The organism is Pseudomonas sp. LLC-1 (assembly GCF_002992185.1).
GTDB lineage: Bacteria > Pseudomonadota > Gammaproteobacteria > Pseudomonadales > Pseudomonadaceae > Aquipseudomonas > Aquipseudomonas monteilii.
The window spans coordinates 158,223-175,612 of record NZ_LUVY01000015.1; the positions used below are offsets into that span (position 1 = coordinate 158,223).

A 17,390-nucleotide genomic window follows, 5' to 3' on the forward strand; every position below is an offset into this window, starting at 1 on the left:
TACCCTAGTAGGCCACTCTGGCAAAAGCAAAAACCCCAGGACAGGGCCTGGGGTTTTTTGTGCAGCACGCAGCGGTTAGCCGTTTTGACGGATACCGGCAACCAGCCAAGGCTGGTTTTCGCCCTGGGCGCGAACCATGTGCCAGCTTTCGCTGAACACTTCGCCCTGGTCGAAGCGCGAGTTCTTCGACACGCCACGGAAGGTCAGGGTGGCATCGGTGCGATCGCTGCGATCGTCTACACCGTCCAGCTGCACTTCGAGGTTATCGATGTAGGTGGACTGGAAGCCATCACCCAGTTCAGCACGTTCACGCTTGAGGAACTCGAGCATTTGCGGGGTGACGAACTCGGCGATCTTGTCCATCTCGTTGGCATCCCAGTGCTGCTGCAGCGACTGGAAGTGGTTACGGGCAGCAGCCAGGAAGCTTTGCTCGTTGAACCAGGCCGGGGCATTGATCACCGGGGCGGCAGCGGCAGCAGGTGCGGCCGAACCACCGAAGATCGACGGCTGGGCAGGCTGAGCGTGAGCCTCACGCTGCATTGGCGCATGGCCTGGCATGGCCATTTGCGGCTGCTGCTGGCGGCGGCGAGCGGCGATGAAACGGAACACCAGGAAGGCGATAAGCGCCACGATCAGGAAGTCCATGATCTGGAAGCCTTCGAAACCGTCACCCATGAACATGGATGCCAGCAGACCACCGGCGGCCAGGCCTGCCAGTGGGCCCAACCAGCGCGAAGCACCGCTGGCGGCCGGGGCTGCACGGCCAGGTGCGGCGGTCGGCGCGGCGGCAGGCGTGGTTGGCGTAGCCTGACGGGTCTGGTGGATAGGCGCGGAGCCCGAGCTCTTGCCGCCGCCGAAACGCTTGGCGTTGGCGTCCAGGCTCAGCGTCAGGCCGACGCAGAGCGCCAGTGCGATGCTAAGAAAACGTTGCATAAGTGGGATATCCCCTGTTGTGGATTGCACGCGCGTCATGGTGCACAGGTTCCCGTGCACATGACCAGCGACAGAGTGTTTCGAGCTTTTGCCTGAATGTTACAAGGCTGCTACAGGGCCTCGAGCTTGGCATACCCCAGCATCAGCCACTTGCTGCCTTCGGCAAAGTTCACCTGTACCCGCGCCTGCGCGCCGGAACCCTCGAAGTTGAGGATCACGCCTTCCCCGAAGACCGCATGTTGCACACGCTGGCCCAGGTTGAACGCGGTCTGCGGAATGCTGGCATTGGCGAGCAGGTTGCTGTTGGTGGCCGTCTTGACCCCACCGAACGGGCGGCTGACGCTGTTGGACAGCCGCACTTCCTGGATCAGGCCCGCCGGAATTTCACGTACGAAACGCGACACCTTGTTGTAGGTCTCGCTGCCATACAGGCGACGTGTTTCAGCGTAGGTCATGACCAGCTGGCGCATGGCGCGGGTAATTCCCACATAGGCCAGGCGGCGTTCCTCTTCGAGGCGGCCGGGTTCTTCCAGGCTCATCTTGTGCGGGAACAGGCCTTCTTCCATGCCCACCAGGAACACGTAAGGGAACTCCAGGCCCTTGGCGCTGTGCAGGGTCATCAGCTGGATGCTGTCTTCGTGCTCGTCGGCCTGGGCATCGCCAGCTTCTAGCGAGGCATGGCCGAGGAAGGCCGACAATGGTGAAAGGTCGGCGTCTTCGTCGGTGGATTCGAAGTTGCGCGCCGCGCTGACCAGTTCCTCAAGGTTTTCTACCCGTGCCTGGCCCTTTTCACCTTTTTCTTCCTGGTGATAGATGATCAGACCGGATTGCTCGATGGTGGTCTGGGTCATGGTATGCAGCGGCATGTCCACGACCTTGGCGGCCAACCCCTCGATCAGTTCGATGAAAGCCCCCAGCGCACTGGCGGCGCGGCCTTTGAGGGCCTTGGCGGCGAGCAGCTGGCACATGGCGTCCCACATCGATGCCTGGCTGTGGCGGGCGTGCTCGCGGATGGCTTCGACGGTTTTCTCGCCAATGCCGCGTGGCGGCACGTTGATTACCCGCTCCAGGGCAGCATCGTTGCCGCGCCCTTCGATCAGCCGCAGGTAAGCCATGGCGTTCTTGATTTCAGCGCGTTCGAAGAAGCGTTGGCCGCCATAGATACGGTAGGGAATGCGCTCGCGCAGCAGGGCTTCTTCCAGCACGCGCGACTGGGCGTTGGAGCGGTACAGGATGGCGATTTCGTTGCGCGCATTGCCCTGCTTGACCAGGCTCTCGATGGTTTCCACCACGTAGCGCGCTTCGTCGTGCTCGTTGTAGGCCGCGTACAGGGTCAGCGGTTCGCCTTCGCCCATGTCGGTCCACAGCTCTTTGCCCAGGCGCCCGCTGTTGTTGGCGATCAGGGCGTTGGCGGCCTTGAGGATGCCACCGGTGGAGCGGTAGTTCTGCTCCAGACGGATCATTTCGGCGTCTGGGAAGTCGGCGGTGTACTGGTGAATGTTTTCGATCTTGGCACCGCGCCAGCCGTAGATCGACTGGTCGTCGTCGCCCACCGCCATCAGGCTGGCGCCCCCGCGTGCCAACAGGCGCAGCCAGGCGTACTGCACGGCGTTGGTGTCCTGGAACTCGTCGACCAGCACATGCTGGAAGCGCCGCTGGTAGTGCTCCAGCAGCCCCGGGTGGTCGCGCCACAGGTCCAGGGCGCGTAGCAGCAGCTCGGAGAAGTCGATGACTCCGGCACGCTCGCACGCCTGCTCGTAGGCGGTATAGACGTCACGCATGGTCGCCAGGAACAGGTCGCCACCGGCCTGGATATGCTGCGGGCGCAGGCCTTCGTCCTTCTGCCCGTTGATGAACCACTGTGCCTGGCGTGCCGGCCATTTCTGTTCGTCCAGGCCCAGCTCGCGCATCACCCGCTTGATCAGGCGCTGCTGGTCGTCACTGTCGAGAATCTGGAAGTTCTGCACCAGCCGCGCTTCCTGCCAGTGGGCCCGCAGCAAGCGATGGGCCAGGCCGTGGAAGGTGCCGACCCACATGCCTGCCGGGTTGATCCCCAGCAGTTGCTCGATCCGCTGGCGCATTTCGGCTGCAGCCTTGTTGGTGAAGGTCACCGACAGGATCGAGTGCGGCGATGCCTGCTCCACCTGGATCAGCCAGGCGATGCGGTGCACCAGCACGCGGGTTTTACCGGAACCGGCGCCGGCAAGCACCAGTTGACGCCCAAGCGTGGCCGCTACGGCCTGGCGTTGGGCATCGTTGAGGGAATTCAGCAGGAGGGAGAGGTCGTCTGTGTGCATCGGGCCATTCTAGGGCGCGGCAGGAAATGGGGCAAACCTCCACTGTATAAATATTCACCTTGGCGTATGGCCGTTCATCGACCCGATGACAGTAGGTCAGCCATGCCAGTGCCTGCCATGACGCGCCAGCAGGCTGTTGGCTTGCTCTGGCCCGTTACTGCCCGCCGGGTAAGGGCGTGGCGCCTGAAAGTGCTCTTCGCAACCCTTGATGATCGGGTCGGTCCAGGCCCAGGCTGCTTCCACTTCATCGCGGCGCATGAACAGCGTCGAGTCGCCCTCCAGTACATCCAGCAGCAGGCGTTCGTAGGCTTCCCAGCGGCGGGTCTGGCTGAACACCTGGGCCAGGTTCAGGTCCAGGTCGACCGGTTCCAGGCGCATGCCCTTGCCAGGGCTTTTGGTCATCATGCGCAGGCTGATGCGTTCCTCCGGTTGCAGCTGGATCAGCAACTGGTTGACCTGGCCGCCGTTGAACAGCTCGTGGGGTACCGGTTTGAACTGAATGACGATTTGCGACGAGCGCCGTGCCATGCGCTTGCCGGTGCGCAGATAGAAAGGCACGCCCGCCCAGCGCCAATTGTCGATGTGGGCTTCGAGGGCAATGAAGGTTTCGGTGTCGCTGTCGTTGTCGACATCCTTTTCGAAGTAGTAGGCCGGCACTTCCTGGCCGCCGATGTGCCCGGCGCCATACTGGCCGCGCACGGTCTTGTCCTGCACATCCTGGCCGGTGATCGGCTTGAGGGCGCGCAGGATCTTCACTTTTTCGTCGCGTACCGCTTCGGCCTCGAACTGGGCGGGGGGCTCCATGGCTACCAGGCACAGCAGCTGCAGCAGGTGGTTCTGCAGCATGTCGCGGATGGCCCCGGCGCGGTCGTAGTAGGCGCCGCGGTTCTCTACACCCAGCGTCTCGCAAACGCTGATCTGTACGTGGTCGACCTGATTGTTGCGCCACACCGGCTCCAGCAGGGCATTGGCGAAGCGCAGGGCCATCAGGTTCTGCACGGTTTCCTTGCCCAGGTAGTGGTCGATGCGAAATACCTGGGTTTCCTCCAGCACTGCGCCAATCGCTTCGTTGATGGCGGTAGCCGATTCCAGCGAGTGGCCGATCGGCTTTTCCAGCACGATGCGCGCCTCGGCGTCGGCCAGGCCGGCGTTATGCAGGTGTTTGGCAATCGGTACGAACAGGTTGGGGGCGGTGGCCAGGTAGAAGATGCGCGTCAAGCCGCCTGGTTCGCCCAGGTAGCGCGCCAGGCGGCCGAAGTCGGCGCTTTGCGAAGCATCCATGGCGAAATAGTCGATCCGCGCGGAAAACCGCTGCCAGACCTCTTCTTCGAAGTCGTTGCGGGCGATCTGTGCCCGGCAATGGCGTTCGGCGAGCTTGAGATAATCGTTACGTGGCAAGTTGCGGCGCGCCAGCGCGATGATCCGCACGGCAGGGTCAAGACGGGCCTCGCGAAACAGGTGGTAGAGCGCCGGAAGCAACTTGTGCAGGGCCAGATCGCCGGTGCCGCCGAAGACCAGAATGTCGCAAGGAATAGTCAAACCGCCACTCTCCACGTTCGTTTAACTGGGCGGGTTGGCGTCCATGTAGTATAACTACAAGAAAGCTACAACCCGGCCAGCCGATCATAACCGAGTCCAGCCTGTGAATCTGTTGCAACATATCGCCCAATCGCGCCACCTGCTGCGCAAATCGGAACTCAAAGTGGCCGACCACGTGCTGCTCGACCCGGCTGCCGTCATGCACAGCTCCATGGCCGACCTGGCACACAGCGTGGGTATCAGCGAACCGACCATCGTGCGGTTCTGCCGGGCGATCGGTTGCTCGGGCTTTCAGGACTTGAAGCTGAAGCTGGCGCAGAGCCTGGCAGCGGGGGCCAGTTTCGGGCAGTTCGCTATCCATGAAGACGACTCGGTTGCCGACTACAGCCTGAAGATCTTCGACACCACCCTGCATACCCTGATGGAGGTGCGTGAGCACCTCGACCCGCAGGCGCTGCAGCAGGCGGTGAGTGCTATGGCCCAGGCGCAACGTGTGGAGTTCTATGGCTTTGGCGCGTCCGGTGCGGTGGCGGCCGATGCCCAGCACAAGTTCTTCCGCCTGCTGCTCAGCGCCGCCGCGTATTCCGACCCGCACATGCAGGCGATGTCGGCGGTCACCCTGAAGCCGGGTGATGTCGCGGTGTGCATTTCCCAGTCGGGCCGCTCCAAGGACTTGCTGATCACCGCTAACCTGGTGCGTGAGAGCGGTGCCAACCTGATTACCCTGTGCCCCAGCCAGACACCTCTTGCCGAGCTGTCGACGGTCAACCTGGCGATCGACGTGCATGAAGACACCGAAATCTACACGCCGCTGACCTCGCGTATCGCTCACCTGGTCGTGATCGACGTGCTGGCCATGGGCGTGGCGATGGCGCGCGGGCCGAGCCTGGTCAACCACCTGAAAAGTGTGAAGCGCAGCTTGCGCAGCCTGCGTTTGTCGCCCAAGTCGATCAAGGCTACAGACGACTGATCTGCGTTGCCTGTGCTGGCCCTATCGCTGGCACAGGCAGTAAAAGTTCACTGTTTTGTCACCGTTCCACAGCTAAACGGTAAACAGTTCAGGCCAGTCTGAAACTCCCGCATCCTATCTGGGAGACAGGCAATGGCACGTGACCACGAAGGTACTTACCAACCCAACGCCAAGGCTCGCAAGCAGCAGGAAAAGGATCAGCGCCGTATGGAGTACCGCCGCGCGATCGAGGTCTATTGCGACCAACGCCAATTGCTCCGCGACCTGGCAGACTACCCCGAGCTGCAAGCGCTCACGGTCTGGCAGGCGTCGTCGGCAGCTTCCCCGAAAAACGCTCAACAAGCGCGCTGATCAACGCACGTTCGCTGCGGATGAACGCCAGAAACGCCAAGGCCACCGGCGACTGCCGCTTGGCCTTGGACTGCACCACGCACCAGCTGCGGTACAGCGGCAGTTCCTCCACCGGTAGCTCCTTCAGCACACCGGTGGCCAGCTCCAGGTTGACTGCATGGCGGGTCAGCAGGGCGATACCCAGGCCGGCGATCACGCACTCGCGTTGGGCATCGGCCGATGCCACTTCCAGCGTCTGGGTGAAGTGCACGCGCTTGTCCTTGAAGTATTCCTCGCATGCCTTGCGCGTGCCCGAACCTTGCTCGCGGACCAGCAGGGTATGAGGCTCCAGGTCCTGCAGGCGCAACTGCTCCAGCTTGCACAGCGGATGCTCGGGCGGTGCCACCGCCACGATCGGGTTGTTGAGGAATGGCAGAAACTCCAGGCCCATGTCCTGCGGCACCATCGACATGATGATCAGGTCGTCGCGGTTATCCGAAAGGCGGCGAATGGCCTGGGCGCGGTTGACCACCGTCAGGGTCAGGTTGACCTCCGGGTGACGCTGCTTGAAGGCGGCGAACAGGTGTGGCACGAAGTACTTGGCACTGGACTCGATCGCCAGTTTCAACTGCCCCTGCAGTGAGCCCTGCATGTCCGACAGCTGCATGTCCAGGCTCTCCAGCCGCCCGAAGATGTCGCGGCTGGCGCGTTGCAGGGCTTCGGCCGCCTCGGTCAGGTACAGCTTCTTGCCTACATACTCGAACAGTGGCTGGCCAATCAGCTCTTCGAGCTGGCGGATCTGTAGACTAACGGCGGGTTGCGTCAGTGCCATCTCCTCTGCCGCACGGCTGTACGAGCGCAAATCGCACACCTCGTTGAAGATCTGCAATTGACGCAAAGTCATACGCATCAAGGACTTACGCATTTTTTTCGGCTCGTCGGCAACACCTTGTTACCGAACTATAAGCTTTTGCTAATACAGCCTCTAACAAATATTGATTTTTGTTTATCGACCTACAGCGCTAGGGTGAATACGCGACTGGCCAGCAACGTCTGGTCACGCGCCGACCGGTAGAACCGGCTCGACTGTTCCTACGGCTTTGGGAAGACTCCAGTGATAAAAAAAATCCTGATCGCCAACCGAGGTGAAATCGCAGTTCGGATCGTGCGTGCCTGCGCCGAGATGGGCATTCGCTCGGTAGCGATCTATTCCGACGCCGACCGTCACGCCTTGCACGTCAAGCGCGCCGATGAGGCACACAGCATTGGTGCCGAGCCGCTGGCTGGCTACCTGAACCCGCGCAAGCTGGTGAACCTGGCTGTGGAAACCGGCTGCGATGCCCTGCACCCAGGCTATGGTTTCCTGTCGGAAAACGCCGAACTGGCAGAGATCTGCGCAGAGCGCGGGATCAAGTTCATCGGCCCGGCTGCCGACGTGATTCGCCGCATGGGCGACAAGACCGAAGCGCGCCGCACCATGATCGCCGCCGGTGTGCCGGTAACCCCGGGTACCGAAGGCAACGTTGCCGATATTCATGAAGCCCTGAGCGAAGGTGACCGCATCGGTTACCCGGTGATGCTCAAGGCCACTTCTGGTGGTGGCGGCCGTGGTATCCGCCGCTGCAACAGCCGTGAAGAACTGGAACAGAACTTCCCACGGGTCATTTCCGAGGCCACCAAGGCCTTTGGTTCGGCCGAAGTGTTCCTGGAAAAGTGCATCGTCAACCCCAAGCACATCGAGGCGCAGATCCTCGGTGACAGCTTTGGCAACGTGGTGCACCTGTTCGAGCGCGACTGCTCGATCCAGCGCCGTAACCAGAAGCTCATCGAAATTGCCCCAAGCCCGCAGCTCACCCCCGAGCAGCGCGCCTACATCGGCGACCTGGCGGTGCGTGCGGCCAAGGCCGTGAACTACGAGAACGCCGGTACCGTGGAGTTCCTGCTCGCCGATGGCGAGGTGTACTTCATGGAAATGAACACCCGGGTGCAGGTGGAGCACACCATCACCGAGGAAATCACCGGTATCGACATCGTCCGTGAGCAGATCCGCATTGCTTCGGGCCTGCCGCTGTCGGTCAAGCAGGAAGATATCCAGCACCACGGATACGCGCTGCAGTTCCGCATCAACGCCGAAGACCCGAAAAACAACTTCCTGCCCAGCTTCGGCAAGATCACCCGTTACTACGCCCCCGGCGGCCCGGGCGTGCGTACCGACACGGCAATCTATACCGGCTACACCATTCCGCCGTTCTACGACTCCATGTGCCTGAAGCTGGTGGTGTGGGCGTTGACCTGGGAAGAAGCCATGGACCGCGGCCTGCGGGCCCTGGACGACATGCGCGTACAAGGGGTGAAGACCACTGCCGCGTACTACCAGGAAATCCTGCGCAACCCGGAATTCCGTAGCGGCCAGTTCAATACCAGCTTCGTCGAAAGCCACCCTGAACTGACCAACTACTCGATCAAGCGCAAACCCGAAGAGCTGGCCCTGGCCATCGCCGCCGCCATCGCCGCCCACGCAGGCCTGTGAGGAACCCCATAATGTCCAAGAAAATCCACGTTACCGACACGATCCTGCGCGACGCCCACCAGTCCTTGCTGGCCACCCGCATGCGCACCGAAGACATGCTGCCGATCTGCGACAAGCTCGACAAAGTCGGCTACTGGTCGCTGGAAGTCTGGGGTGGCGCCACCTTCGACGCCTGCGTGCGCTTCCTGAAAGAAGACCCGTGGGAGCGCCTGCGCAAGCTGCGTGCCGCGCTGCCCAACACCCGCCTGCAAATGCTGCTGCGCGGCCAGAACCTGCTGGGCTACCGCCATTACAGCGACGACGTGGTCAAGGCCTTCGTCGCCAAGGCAGCGGTCAATGGCATCGACGTGTTCCGTATCTTCGACGCCATGAACGACGTGCGTAACCTGCGCGTGGCTATTGAAGCGGTCAAGGCCGCTGGCAAACACGCCCAGGGCACCATCGCCTACACCGTCAGCCCCGTGCACACCATCGACGCCTTTGTAGCCCAGGCCAAACAGATGGAAGCCATGGGTTGCGACTCGATCGCGATCAAGGACATGGCTGGCCTGCTGACGCCGTTCGCTACCGGCGAGCTGGTCAGGGCGCTGAAGGCCGAGCAATCCCTGCCGGTATTCATCCACTCCCACGACACCGCCGGCCTGGCCGCCATGTGCCAGCTGAAAGCGGTTGAGAACGGCGCCGACCACATCGACACCGCCATCTCCAGCTTCGCCTGGGGCACCAGCCACCCAGGCACCGAGTCGATGGTTGCTGCACTCAAAGGCAGCGAATTCGACACTGGCCTGGACCTGGAGCTGCTGCAGGAAATCGGCCTGTACTTCTACGCCGTGCGCAAGAAGTACCACCAGTTCGAAAGCGAGTTCACCGCCGTGGACACCCGCGTGCAGGTCAACCAGGTGCCGGGCGGCATGATCTCCAACCTGGCCAACCAGCTGAAAGAGCAGGGCGCGCTTAACCGCATGAACGAAGTGCTGGCCGAGATCCCGCGTGTACGTGAAGACCTTGGCTTCCCGCCGCTGGTAACCCCGACCTCGCAGATCGTCGGCACCCAGGCATTCTTCAACGTGTTGGCTGGCGAGCGCTACAAGACCATCACCAACGAGGTGAAGCTGTACCTGCAAGGCGGTTACGGCAAGGCCCCGGGCGTGGTCAACGAGCAGCTGCGCCGCCAGGCAATCGGCAGCGAAGAAGTGATCGACGTACGCCCGGCTGACCTGCTCAAGCCGGAAATGGCCAAGCTGCGTGCCGACATCGGCGCCCTGGCTCGTTGTGAAGAAGACGTGCTGACGTTCGCCATGTTCCCGGACATTGGCCGCAAGTTCCTCGAAGAACGCGAAGCCGGCACCTTGACGCCAGAAGCCCTGCTGCCGATTCCGGAAGCCGGCGCCGTAGCCGCCCCGGGCGGTGAAGGCGTGCCGACTGAGTTCGTCATCGACGTGCACGGCGAAACCTACCGCGTCGATATCACCGGCGTGGGCGTTAAGGCCGAAGGCAAGCGTCACTTCTACCTGTCGATCGACGGCATGCCGGAAGAAGTGGTGTTCGAGCCACTGAACGAGTTCGTTGGCGGCGGCGGCAGCAAGCGCAAGCAAGCCACCGACCCAGGCCACGTCAGCACCACCATGCCAGGCAACATCGTCGATGTGCTGGTCAAGGAAGGCGACATGGTCAAGGCCGGCCAGGCCGTGCTGATCACCGAAGCCATGAAGATGGAAACCGAAGTGCAGGCGGCCATCGCCGGTAAGGTCGTCGCCATCCATGTGGCCAAGGGCGACCGTGTAACGCCGGGTGAAATCCTGATCGAGATCGAGGGCTGATTTAAGCCCTCATCTACAAGCGGTTTACCTCTGGGGAGCGAATGCTCCCCTTTTTTTGTGCTGTATTTGATGGCCCAATCGCCGGCAAGCCAGCTCCCACAGGTATCCCACAATCTTCAAGGGTTGTGGGATACCTGTGGGAGCTGGCTTGCCGGCGATTGGGCCATTCAAACCCATGCAATATTCAGCCTTTGCGGCATGCCTCAAGTGTCTGTAGTTGCCCGTCAGGCTGCTGGTTTTCCTCTCCCAGCCACCGCTCGAACCCGGCAGCCACCGCCGGCCACTCATCATCGGTAATCGAATACCAGGCTGTATCGCGGTTATGGTCCTTCACCACCAAGTGCTTGCGGAACACGCCTTCGTAAGTGAAGCCAAACCGCTCCGCCGCCCGCTTGGAGCGGGCGTTGGCGTTGTTGCACTTCCACTCCAGCCGGCGGTTGCCCAGTTCGAAGCCCAGTTTGCCCAGCAGGTACACCGCCTCGGTTCCTTTGGGTGTGCGCTGCATGGCGGCGCCGAAGGCGATATGGCCGATTTCGATGCGACCGTGGTCGGGCACGATCGACATCAGGCTGAGAATGCCCTGTGCCTGGCCGCTGGGGCGGTCGATGACGGTGTAGAACAGCGGATCGCGGCCTGCGGCGTTGCCCTCCAGCCAGCGGTCGAAGGCGGCGCGCTCGTTGAACGGCCCATAAGGCAGGTAGTCCCATAGCACCGGGTCGGATGCCGGGCCTTGCAGCACGTCCCAAAGGTCGTCGCCATGGCGCGTGGGGTCGAGTTTTTCCAGGCGGATGAAGCGGCCTTCAATGGGCTGGGCCTGGGGCGTTGCGGCGGGTTTCCAGTTCAATGCGTCGGTCATGTTCGGCTTAGAACTCTTTGCGGAATTGGATGAAGCCCGAGCGCTCGGCAACCTGTTGATACAGGCTGATGGCGGTGGCGTTGGTCTCGTGGGTCAGCCAGTGCACTTTGCTGCAGTTGTCAGCCTTGGCAGTGGTGTAGACGTACTCGATAAGCTGGCGGCCAATGCCCAGGCCACGCTGCGTGCCGTTCACGTACAAGTCCTGCAGGTAGCAGGCGTTCCCGATACTCCAATTGGTACGATGGTAGATGAAGTTGACCATGCCCACCGCCTTGCCATCGACCCAGGCCAGTGCCGAATGGGTGGGCTCCTTCGGATCGAGCAGGCGTTGCCAGGTGCTCAGGCTGACTTCATCGGCCAGTTCGGTTTCGTAGAAGTGCAGGTAGGCCTGCCACAGGGCGAGCCAGGCCGCGTGATCTTGGGCAGTGACAGGGCGCAGGGTAACGCTAGACATGGGGCTATTCCTTCAGAGTTGGCGCATGTGCGCCGCGAGTTGGTTGTCCAGCTGATCGGCGCTGGCGCTCAGGCCTTCGCGCACGCCAGCGATGTCTTGATCGGAACGGTTCTGGCTGAGCTTGCGTGCCCCTTGCAGACGGGCGACGGGCAGGCGGATGCCGACGATGGCGCGGAGCATGCCATCGAGGTAGTCGGCAGGGGCGTCAGTGACTTTCCACGGTTCACTGCGGCCCTGTTCATGGCGGTCGGTCAGGCGGCTGACGATCGCCAGCAGCGGCTCCGCGTCGTGGATCACCTCGGCTGTGCCATAGGCGTGTACGGCCAGATAGTTCCAGGTAGGCACGACTTTGGGGTTATCAGCCTTGCTCGGATAGTAGCCGGGGCTGACATAGGCATCGGCGCCGGGGAATACCAGCAAGGCTTCGACACCCTGTGCCAGGTCCTGCCATTGGCGGTTGGCCCGGGCCAGGTGCGCATAGACAGTACCGAATTCGCCTTCGGTGGTATCGACCAGCACGGGCAGGTGCGTGGCCAGCAGCCCCTGATCGCCGTGGCTGACCAGGACAGCCAGGCGGGTGTCGAGCATGTGCTGGTGCAGGCGGCCGAGGTCGTGTTCCTGATGCGGCTTGCTGTTGTACATAGGGCTTGGTCCTTGTCGAATGGCTCCATCCTAGGCAGGCTATTGGTTCTGGGTAAGAGCCATTACTGCCTGATTCGATAGGTCCAATGCCATGAGCGAGCGCCCCTTAACACTGCCATTCGACCCTGCCGGGATCGCCCTTGATCGACGCCGTGGGCTGAGCCAGCAGCTGTATCAGGCATTGCGTGCGCGGGTGCTGGATGGGCGCCTGAGCAGTGGTACACGGCTACCAGCCACTCGCGACCTGGCCGTCATGCTGGCGCTGTCACGCAACAGTGTGGTGCGCGCCTATGACCAACTGTATGCCGAGGGCTACATCGAAAGCCGAGTTGGAGATGGTACTTACGTAAGTCGGCTGCCAAAAATATCCACACAAATATCCACAGGGTTATCCCGGGGTTTATCAACAGGGTTATCCACATTTCCCGCAGAAAACACTGAGGATTTATCCAGCGAGCGGCATTTATCAGCGCCTTTACAGCGCCTGAAAAGTAACCACTTACCTTCCCCAAGAAGTGGTGCGCCCCGTGCTTTTCGGGTCGGCATTCCGGCATTCGACTTGTTCCCTTTTGACGTCTGGGCCAAGCTGCAGGCGGGTTTTTGGCGTAAACCATCCCCTGCGCAGCTGGGTTACGGTGACCCGGCAGGCGAGCCGGCTTTGCGCGAGTTGATCGCGGCCTACTTGCGCCGTTCGCGTGGGCTGAGTTGTATAGCTGAACAAATTGTGATCACCAGTGGTGCACAGCAAGCCATCAGCCTTTGTGCACAGCTGTTGTTACAGCCGGGTGACGGTGTGGCTGTGGAAAACCCCGGCTACCGTGCAGCCGGGCATGCCTTTGCGCTGGCTGGCGCCACGTTGCATGGCGTGCCTGTGGACGAAGAGGGCATGGACTGCCGCCTGCTCGGTCGGCAGGCGAACTGCCGGCTGGCATATGTCACGCCGGCCCATCAATACCCGACCGGGGTCACCATGAGCCTGGCACGGCGCCTGGCGGTGCTGGCGTGGGCCGAACGCAACGACGGCTGGATCATCGAGGACGACTATGACGGCGAGTACCGCTACAGCGGTGCGCCCTTGGCCCCGTTGGCGGCGCTCGACCGGCACGGTCGGGTGCTGTACGTCGGCACCTTCGGCAAGATTGCGTTCCCCGCGTTGCGCCTGGGTTACCTGGTGCTGCCGCCGCAACTGGTGCAGGGATTCAGTCAGGGCAAGGCGTTGGCCGTGCGGCATTCGGAAGTCAGCAGCCAGTGCGTGATGGCCGAATTCATGGCACGCGGGCATTTCCAGCGGCATATCCGCCGTATGCGCAAGGCCGCTTTGAGTCGACGTAACGTACTCAAAGCTGGCTGGCCTGTGGATATTCCCGGGTTGGGCGAGATTCCGGAAGTGGCGGCCGGGCTGCATGTGAAGGTGGATGTGGATAACTTTGCGCGGGAGCAGGAACTGGTGGCAAAGGCAGAAGCAGTGGGGGTAGAGGTGACGCCCCTGAGCAATTTCTGGCTGTCGGACAGCGACGTGCCTGTGGATAAGCGGGCAGGGCTGGTGTTGGGGTTTGCGGCGGTGCCGGAGGGGGAGATCGCCGAAGCCTTGATGAAATTGCGCAAGGCCTGGAGAAAGTGAATGGGGGCTGCAAAGCAGCCCCCGACTCTACATCAAGTGCCGGATTTGATCCGCGTCCAGGCCCGGGTTCTGGCCCGCTCTGCGTCCCGCGCCAAGGGCTTGAGGGTATAAAGCTTGGCCATCGCCTCCGCTGTCGGATACAGGTTAGGGTTGTTGCGAATCGCCGGACTCACCTTTTCAGTCGCATCCTTGTTCGGGTTCGGGTAACCGACAAAGTCGCTGATCGGCGCAATCACCTCAGGCCGTAGCAAGTAATTGATGAACGTGTGGGCATCTTCCGGGTTGGCCGCATTCTTTGGAATCGCCAGCATATCGAACCAGATCGGCGCGCCTTCCTTGGGCAGGCGCATGTCTACCACCACGCCGTTCTTGGCATCGCGCGCCCGGTTGGCGGCCTGCGAGAAACTGCCGCTGTAGCCCACCGCCACGCAGATGTCGCCATTGGCGATGTCTGCCATGTACTTCGAAGAGTGGAAGTAGGTGATGTGTGGGCGGATCTTCAGCATCAACGCTTCGGCCTTCTTGTAGTCGGCCGGTTTGTCGCTGTTCGGCGGCAAGCCCAGGTACTGCAGGGCCAGCGGCAGAATCTCTGAAGGCGAATCGAGCAGCGCCACGCCGCACTGCTTGAGCTTGGCGATGTTCTCTTCCTTGAAGATCAGGTCCCAGCTGTCCACCGGGGCGTTGTCGCCGAGCACTGCCTTGACCTTGGCCGGGTTGAAGCCGATCAGCACGGTGCCGTACATGTAGGGCACCGCGTACTTGTTACCCGGGTCGTTGGCCTCGATCAGCTTCATCAGCGCCGGGTCCAGGTGTTGCCAGTTCGGCAGTTTGCTGCGGTCCAGCGGCTGAAACACCCCGGCTTCGATCTGCTTGGCGAGGAACACGTTGGACGGCACCACCACGTCATAGCCGGAGTTGCCGGTGAGCAGCTTGGCCTCCAGCGCCTCGTTGGTGTCGAAGATGTCGTAGATCAGCTTGACCCCGCTGTCCTGCTTGAAATCGGTCAAGGTCTGCGGGGTGATGTAGTCGAACCAGTTATACACACGCAGCGTGCGCTGCTCGGCTTGAGCGTGCAGGGCACCGGTGAACAAGGTGGCAGCGATGAACGGGGCGAGCAGACGCTTGAGTCGGACCATTACCGGGCTCCTGGCTGGGCGCGCTGGAAGCCTTCCAGCACATTGACCGCGTTGATACCGATTTCTTCCACAGCGTAGCCGCCCTCCATCACGAACAGGGTCGGCTTGCCGAGCTGGCCGATACGTTTGCCCATTTCCAGGTAGTCCGGGCTGTCCAGCTTGAACTGCGAGATCGGGTCGTCCTTGAAGGTGTCCACACCCAGCGAAATCACCAGTACGTCGGCGTCATAGCGGGCAATGCGCTGGCAGGCATCCTCCAGGGCTGCGCTCCAGGCCGCCCAGTCGCTGCCGGCCGGAAGCGGGTAGTTGATGTTGCAGCCCTCACCGGCACCTTCGCCGGTTTCGTCGGCATAGCCCAGGAAGAACGGGAATTCGTCCTGCGGGTCGCCATGGATCGAAGCGAAGTACACGTCGTCGCGGCTGTAGAAGATGTCCTGGGTGCCGTTGCCGTGGTGGTAGTCGACGTCGAGGATGGCGACCTTGCGCTTGCCTTGGTCCAGGAAGGCCTGGGCGGCGATGGCGGCGTTGTTCAGGTAGCAATAACCGCCCATGACTTCGCCGGCGGCGTGGTGCCCCGGTGGGCGGCACAGGGCAAAGGCCGAATGGGCGCCCTGCTGGATTGCCGCCTGGGCCGTGAGGGCGACCTGGGCGGCGCTGTAGGCGGCCTGCCAGGTACCGGCGGTGATCGGCGCGCCGGCATCGAAGCTGTAGTAGCCCAACTCGCCATGCAGGCCGGTGGGTTTTACCTGGCGCAAGGTGCGAGCAGGCCAGGTGAACGGCAGCAGGTCGCCTTCCTGGCCCAGTGCGGCCCAGCGCGCCCAGGCGCCTTCGAAGAAGTCGAGATAGTCGGCGCTGTGGATGCGCAGCAACGGCGCGCGGCCGAAGTCGGTAGGGCCCTGGATGTCGCCAAGGTTGCGTTTTTTTACCTGGTCGAGCACATGGTCAGCGCGCGAAGGCATTTCGAAGCAGGGCATCAGCTTGCCGTCGATCAGCTCGCAGCGGCCGTGGTGCAGGCGGTGATCATCGGAATAGATCGTCAGCATTGTTGTTCTCCGTTGGATACTGGCGTGGGTCCATTGTCATGGGCAGCTCAGTAGCGGAGAACGACGCAAACGGCCAAAAGGGGATCGATGTGGCCAAGCTCTTTGGCCGGCGCTGGTCAACCGCGGAAGTGGCTGGGCGCTACACCACTCCAACGCTGGAACGCATGCCGAAAACTGGCGGTCTCGCTGAACCCCAAGGTTTCCGCAATGCGATAGATCGGCATCTGTTCATCAGCCAGCAACTGCTTGGCCCGCTCGAACCTCAGTTCATCCAGCAACTGTTGATAACTGCTGCCCAACGCCTGCAAATGCCGGCGCAGGGTGCGCGACGAGCAATTCATCTGCCGCGCCAACCCTTCCAGCCCAGGCGCGGCGTCCAGTTGCTGTGCCAGCAGCTGACGAATCCGCCCCAGCCAGGCCTGCCGGCCCGTGAACTCCAGGTTCAGGCGCCGGCAGCGTTCGCTCATGGCCTTGTGGGTAATCGAGTCGGCCAGCGGCAGCGGCATGTCCAGCCAGCGCCGTTCAAAAGCCAAGGCATTGTCCTGAGCGTCGAAACCCACCGGGGACTGGAATGCACCGGCATAGAGCGCGTGGTAACCGGGCCGTGAGTGTTCGAAACGGGCGCCTAGCAGAGGCAGTGGGCGCCCAAGCAAGTCGTCGCAGATGACTTTCAGCGACACCAGGCAGAACTCCGCGTTGAATGCGCTCAGCGCCGGGCTGTCGTGGTAGTCGCTGGCACTTAACCAGACCCGCTGGCCGTCCTCGATCAAACGTAGCTTGAACACTGTTCCCAGCAGTGCCGGATATGCCAGCGCCAGGCGCAAGGCGTCACCCAAAGTGGCACTGGAGAGCAATGCGTAACCGAGCATGCCGTAGCACGACACATGCATGCGCCGGCCCAGTTCAAGGCCGATGTCCTCGCGCCGGGCCACAGCGTTGGCGCACACCTGCAGTTCCTGCTGGGTGGTGATGCGCGCATCGGCATGCCCCAGGTCTGACGGGCCAATGCCGCTGCCGGCCAGCAGCGCTGATGCCTCGCAACCGTCTGCCTGGAAGACGTTGAGGATCAGCGAAACCGCGTTGAGGGTGGTGAGGTGGCTGTGCAGCATGCTGGGTAATCCCGTTGGGCTGGGACGCATTATCGAGCAAGTAGTGTGCCGATATCGGCAAGCGGTCTGCGCGCCGCCTGTTTTGCGGGCAAAAAAAAGGCCCGAAGCAT

15 protein-coding genes are annotated in these 17,390 nt (G+C 62.1%); 5 read left to right on the top strand and 10 right to left on the bottom strand.

Annotation, left to right across the window (positions count from 1 at the left end):
- Positions 1–75 precede the first annotated feature (75 nt).
- From A0O30_RS15865 to zwf, 3 genes are all read right to left on the bottom strand, one after another.
- A complete protein-coding gene (locus tag A0O30_RS15865) occupies positions 76–933 on the bottom strand; it encodes a Tim44 domain-containing protein (RefSeq protein WP_105947131.1) in 858 nt (285 codons plus the stop codon).
- 110 nt (positions 934–1,043) lie between these two features.
- Positions 1,044–3,230, bottom strand: a complete 2,187-nt coding sequence (gene uvrD, locus A0O30_RS15870) for a DNA helicase II (RefSeq protein WP_105947132.1) — start codon at positions 3,228–3,230, stop codon at positions 1,044–1,046.
- Between the two features lie 96 nt (positions 3,231–3,326).
- Positions 3,327–4,769 carry a glucose-6-phosphate dehydrogenase gene (zwf, locus tag A0O30_RS15875; RefSeq protein WP_060499704.1) on the bottom strand — a complete coding sequence of 481 codons (1,443 nt, stop codon included), beginning with the start codon at positions 4,767–4,769 and terminating at the stop codon, positions 3,327–3,329.
- A gap of 103 nt (positions 4,770–4,872) precedes the next feature.
- On the opposite strand from zwf, the gene hexR reads away from it, so the two are divergent.
- Both hexR and A0O30_RS15885 read left to right on the top strand, forming a co-directional pair.
- Entirely contained in the window at positions 4,873–5,739 is an 867-nt protein-coding gene (gene hexR / locus A0O30_RS15880; RefSeq protein WP_003253273.1) for a transcriptional regulator HexR, read from the top strand.
- A gap of 132 nt (positions 5,740–5,871) precedes the next feature.
- Complete coding sequence (locus A0O30_RS15885; protein WP_082426415.1) at positions 5,872–6,090, top strand: PA3496 family putative envelope integrity protein; 219 nt, start codon at positions 5,872–5,874, stop codon at positions 6,088–6,090.
- Here the strand turns inward: A0O30_RS15885 and A0O30_RS15890 are convergent.
- The gene (locus tag A0O30_RS15890) at positions 6,032–6,994 is read right to left on the bottom strand and encodes a LysR family transcriptional regulator (protein ID WP_060499703.1); all 963 of its coding nucleotides are present in this window, start codon (positions 6,992–6,994) and stop codon (positions 6,032–6,034) included. The two genes, A0O30_RS15885 and A0O30_RS15890, sit on opposite strands and share 59 nt — an antisense overlap.
- Before the next feature lie 189 nt (positions 6,995–7,183).
- Between A0O30_RS15890 and A0O30_RS15895 the strand changes: the two genes are divergently transcribed.
- The gene (locus tag A0O30_RS15895) at positions 7,184–8,599 is read left to right on the top strand and encodes an acetyl-CoA carboxylase biotin carboxylase subunit (protein ID WP_105947133.1); all 1,416 of its coding nucleotides are present in this window, start codon (positions 7,184–7,186) and stop codon (positions 8,597–8,599) included.
- Positions 8,600–8,610: 11 nt separating this feature from the next.
- Positions 8,611–10,419, top strand: coding sequence for a sodium-extruding oxaloacetate decarboxylase subunit alpha (oadA, locus tag A0O30_RS15900; RefSeq protein WP_105947134.1), 1,809 nt, complete (start codon positions 8,611–8,613; stop codon positions 10,417–10,419).
- A 184-nt stretch (positions 10,420–10,603) separates the two neighbouring features.
- Here the strand turns inward: oadA and A0O30_RS15905 are convergent, their stop codons facing one another.
- Genes A0O30_RS15905 through A0O30_RS15915 form a run of 3 tightly spaced genes read right to left on the bottom strand, consistent with a single transcriptional unit; the run spans position 10,604 to position 12,371 of the window.
- Positions 10,604–11,275 carry a GNAT family N-acetyltransferase gene (locus A0O30_RS15905; RefSeq protein WP_105947135.1) on the bottom strand — a complete coding sequence of 224 codons (672 nt, stop codon included), beginning with the start codon at positions 11,273–11,275 and terminating at the stop codon, positions 10,604–10,606.
- Positions 11,276–11,282: 7 nt separating this feature from the next.
- The gene (locus A0O30_RS15910) at positions 11,283–11,729 is read right to left on the bottom strand and encodes a GNAT family N-acetyltransferase (protein ID WP_105947136.1); all 447 of its coding nucleotides are present in this window, start codon (positions 11,727–11,729) and stop codon (positions 11,283–11,285) included.
- A gap of 12 nt (positions 11,730–11,741) precedes the next feature.
- Complete coding sequence (locus A0O30_RS15915; RefSeq protein WP_105947137.1) at positions 11,742–12,371, bottom strand: FMN-binding negative transcriptional regulator; 630 nt, start codon at positions 12,369–12,371, stop codon at positions 11,742–11,744.
- Positions 12,372–12,462: 91 nt separating this feature from the next.
- On the opposite strand from A0O30_RS15915, the gene A0O30_RS15920 reads away from it, so the two are divergent.
- Positions 12,463–13,992, top strand: coding sequence for a PLP-dependent aminotransferase family protein (locus A0O30_RS15920; RefSeq protein ID WP_105947138.1), 1,530 nt, complete (start codon positions 12,463–12,465; stop codon positions 13,990–13,992).
- Between the two features lie 32 nt (positions 13,993–14,024).
- Here A0O30_RS15920 and A0O30_RS15925 read toward each other — a convergent pair whose 3' ends face one another.
- The 3 genes from A0O30_RS15925 to A0O30_RS15935 all read right to left on the bottom strand — a co-directional run bounded on the left by A0O30_RS15925 (position 14,025) and on the right by A0O30_RS15935 (position 17,280).
- Positions 14,025–15,128 (bottom strand): polyamine ABC transporter substrate-binding protein, encoded by a 1,104-nt coding sequence (locus A0O30_RS15925; RefSeq protein WP_105947139.1) that lies wholly within the window; start codon positions 15,126–15,128, stop codon positions 14,025–14,027.
- Positions 15,128–16,171 carry a histone deacetylase family protein gene (locus A0O30_RS15930; RefSeq protein WP_104833731.1) on the bottom strand — a complete coding sequence of 348 codons (1,044 nt, stop codon included), beginning with the start codon at positions 16,169–16,171 and terminating at the stop codon, positions 15,128–15,130. Before A0O30_RS15930 ends, A0O30_RS15925 begins: the two co-directional genes overlap by 1 nt.
- A 116-nt stretch (positions 16,172–16,287) precedes the next feature.
- Positions 16,288–17,280 carry an AraC family transcriptional regulator gene (locus A0O30_RS15935; protein ID WP_105947140.1) on the bottom strand — a complete coding sequence of 331 codons (993 nt, stop codon included), beginning with the start codon at positions 17,278–17,280 and terminating at the stop codon, positions 16,288–16,290.
- Positions 17,281–17,390: the final 110 nt, after the last annotated feature.

Excerpts from the sequence above, each read along its gene's own strand:
- A0O30_RS15910 (WP_105947136.1), bottom strand. The coding sequence starts at position 11,729 with ATGTCTAGCGTTACCCTGCGCCCTGTCACTGCCCAAGATCACGCGGCC.
- A0O30_RS15905 (WP_105947135.1), bottom strand. The coding sequence starts at position 11,275 with ATGACCGACGCATTGAACTGGAAACCCGCCGCAACGCCCCAGGCCCAG.
- uvrD (WP_105947132.1), bottom strand. The coding sequence starts at position 3,230 with ATGCACACAGACGACCTCTCCCTCCTGCTGAATTCCCTCAACGATGCC.
- A0O30_RS15935 (WP_105947140.1), bottom strand. The coding sequence starts at position 17,280 with ATGCTGCACAGCCACCTCACCACCCTCAACGCGGTTTCGCTGATCCTC.
- oadA (WP_105947134.1), top strand. The coding sequence starts at position 8,611 with ATGTCCAAGAAAATCCACGTTACCGACACGATCCTGCGCGACGCCCAC.
- A0O30_RS15890 (WP_060499703.1), bottom strand. The coding sequence starts at position 6,994 with ATGCGTAAGTCCTTGATGCGTATGACTTTGCGTCAATTGCAGATCTTC.
- A0O30_RS15930 (WP_104833731.1), bottom strand. The coding sequence starts at position 16,171 with ATGCTGACGATCTATTCCGATGATCACCGCCTGCACCACGGCCGCTGC.
- A0O30_RS15915 (WP_105947137.1), bottom strand. The coding sequence starts at position 12,371 with ATGTACAACAGCAAGCCGCATCAGGAACACGACCTCGGCCGCCTGCAC.
- A0O30_RS15865 (WP_105947131.1), bottom strand. The coding sequence starts at position 933 with ATGCAACGTTTTCTTAGCATCGCACTGGCGCTCTGCGTCGGCCTGACG.
- A0O30_RS15885 (WP_082426415.1), top strand. The coding sequence starts at position 5,872 with ATGGCACGTGACCACGAAGGTACTTACCAACCCAACGCCAAGGCTCGC.
- A0O30_RS15925 (WP_105947139.1), bottom strand. The coding sequence starts at position 15,128 with ATGGTCCGACTCAAGCGTCTGCTCGCCCCGTTCATCGCTGCCACCTTG.
- A0O30_RS15920 (WP_105947138.1), top strand. The coding sequence starts at position 12,463 with ATGAGCGAGCGCCCCTTAACACTGCCATTCGACCCTGCCGGGATCGCC.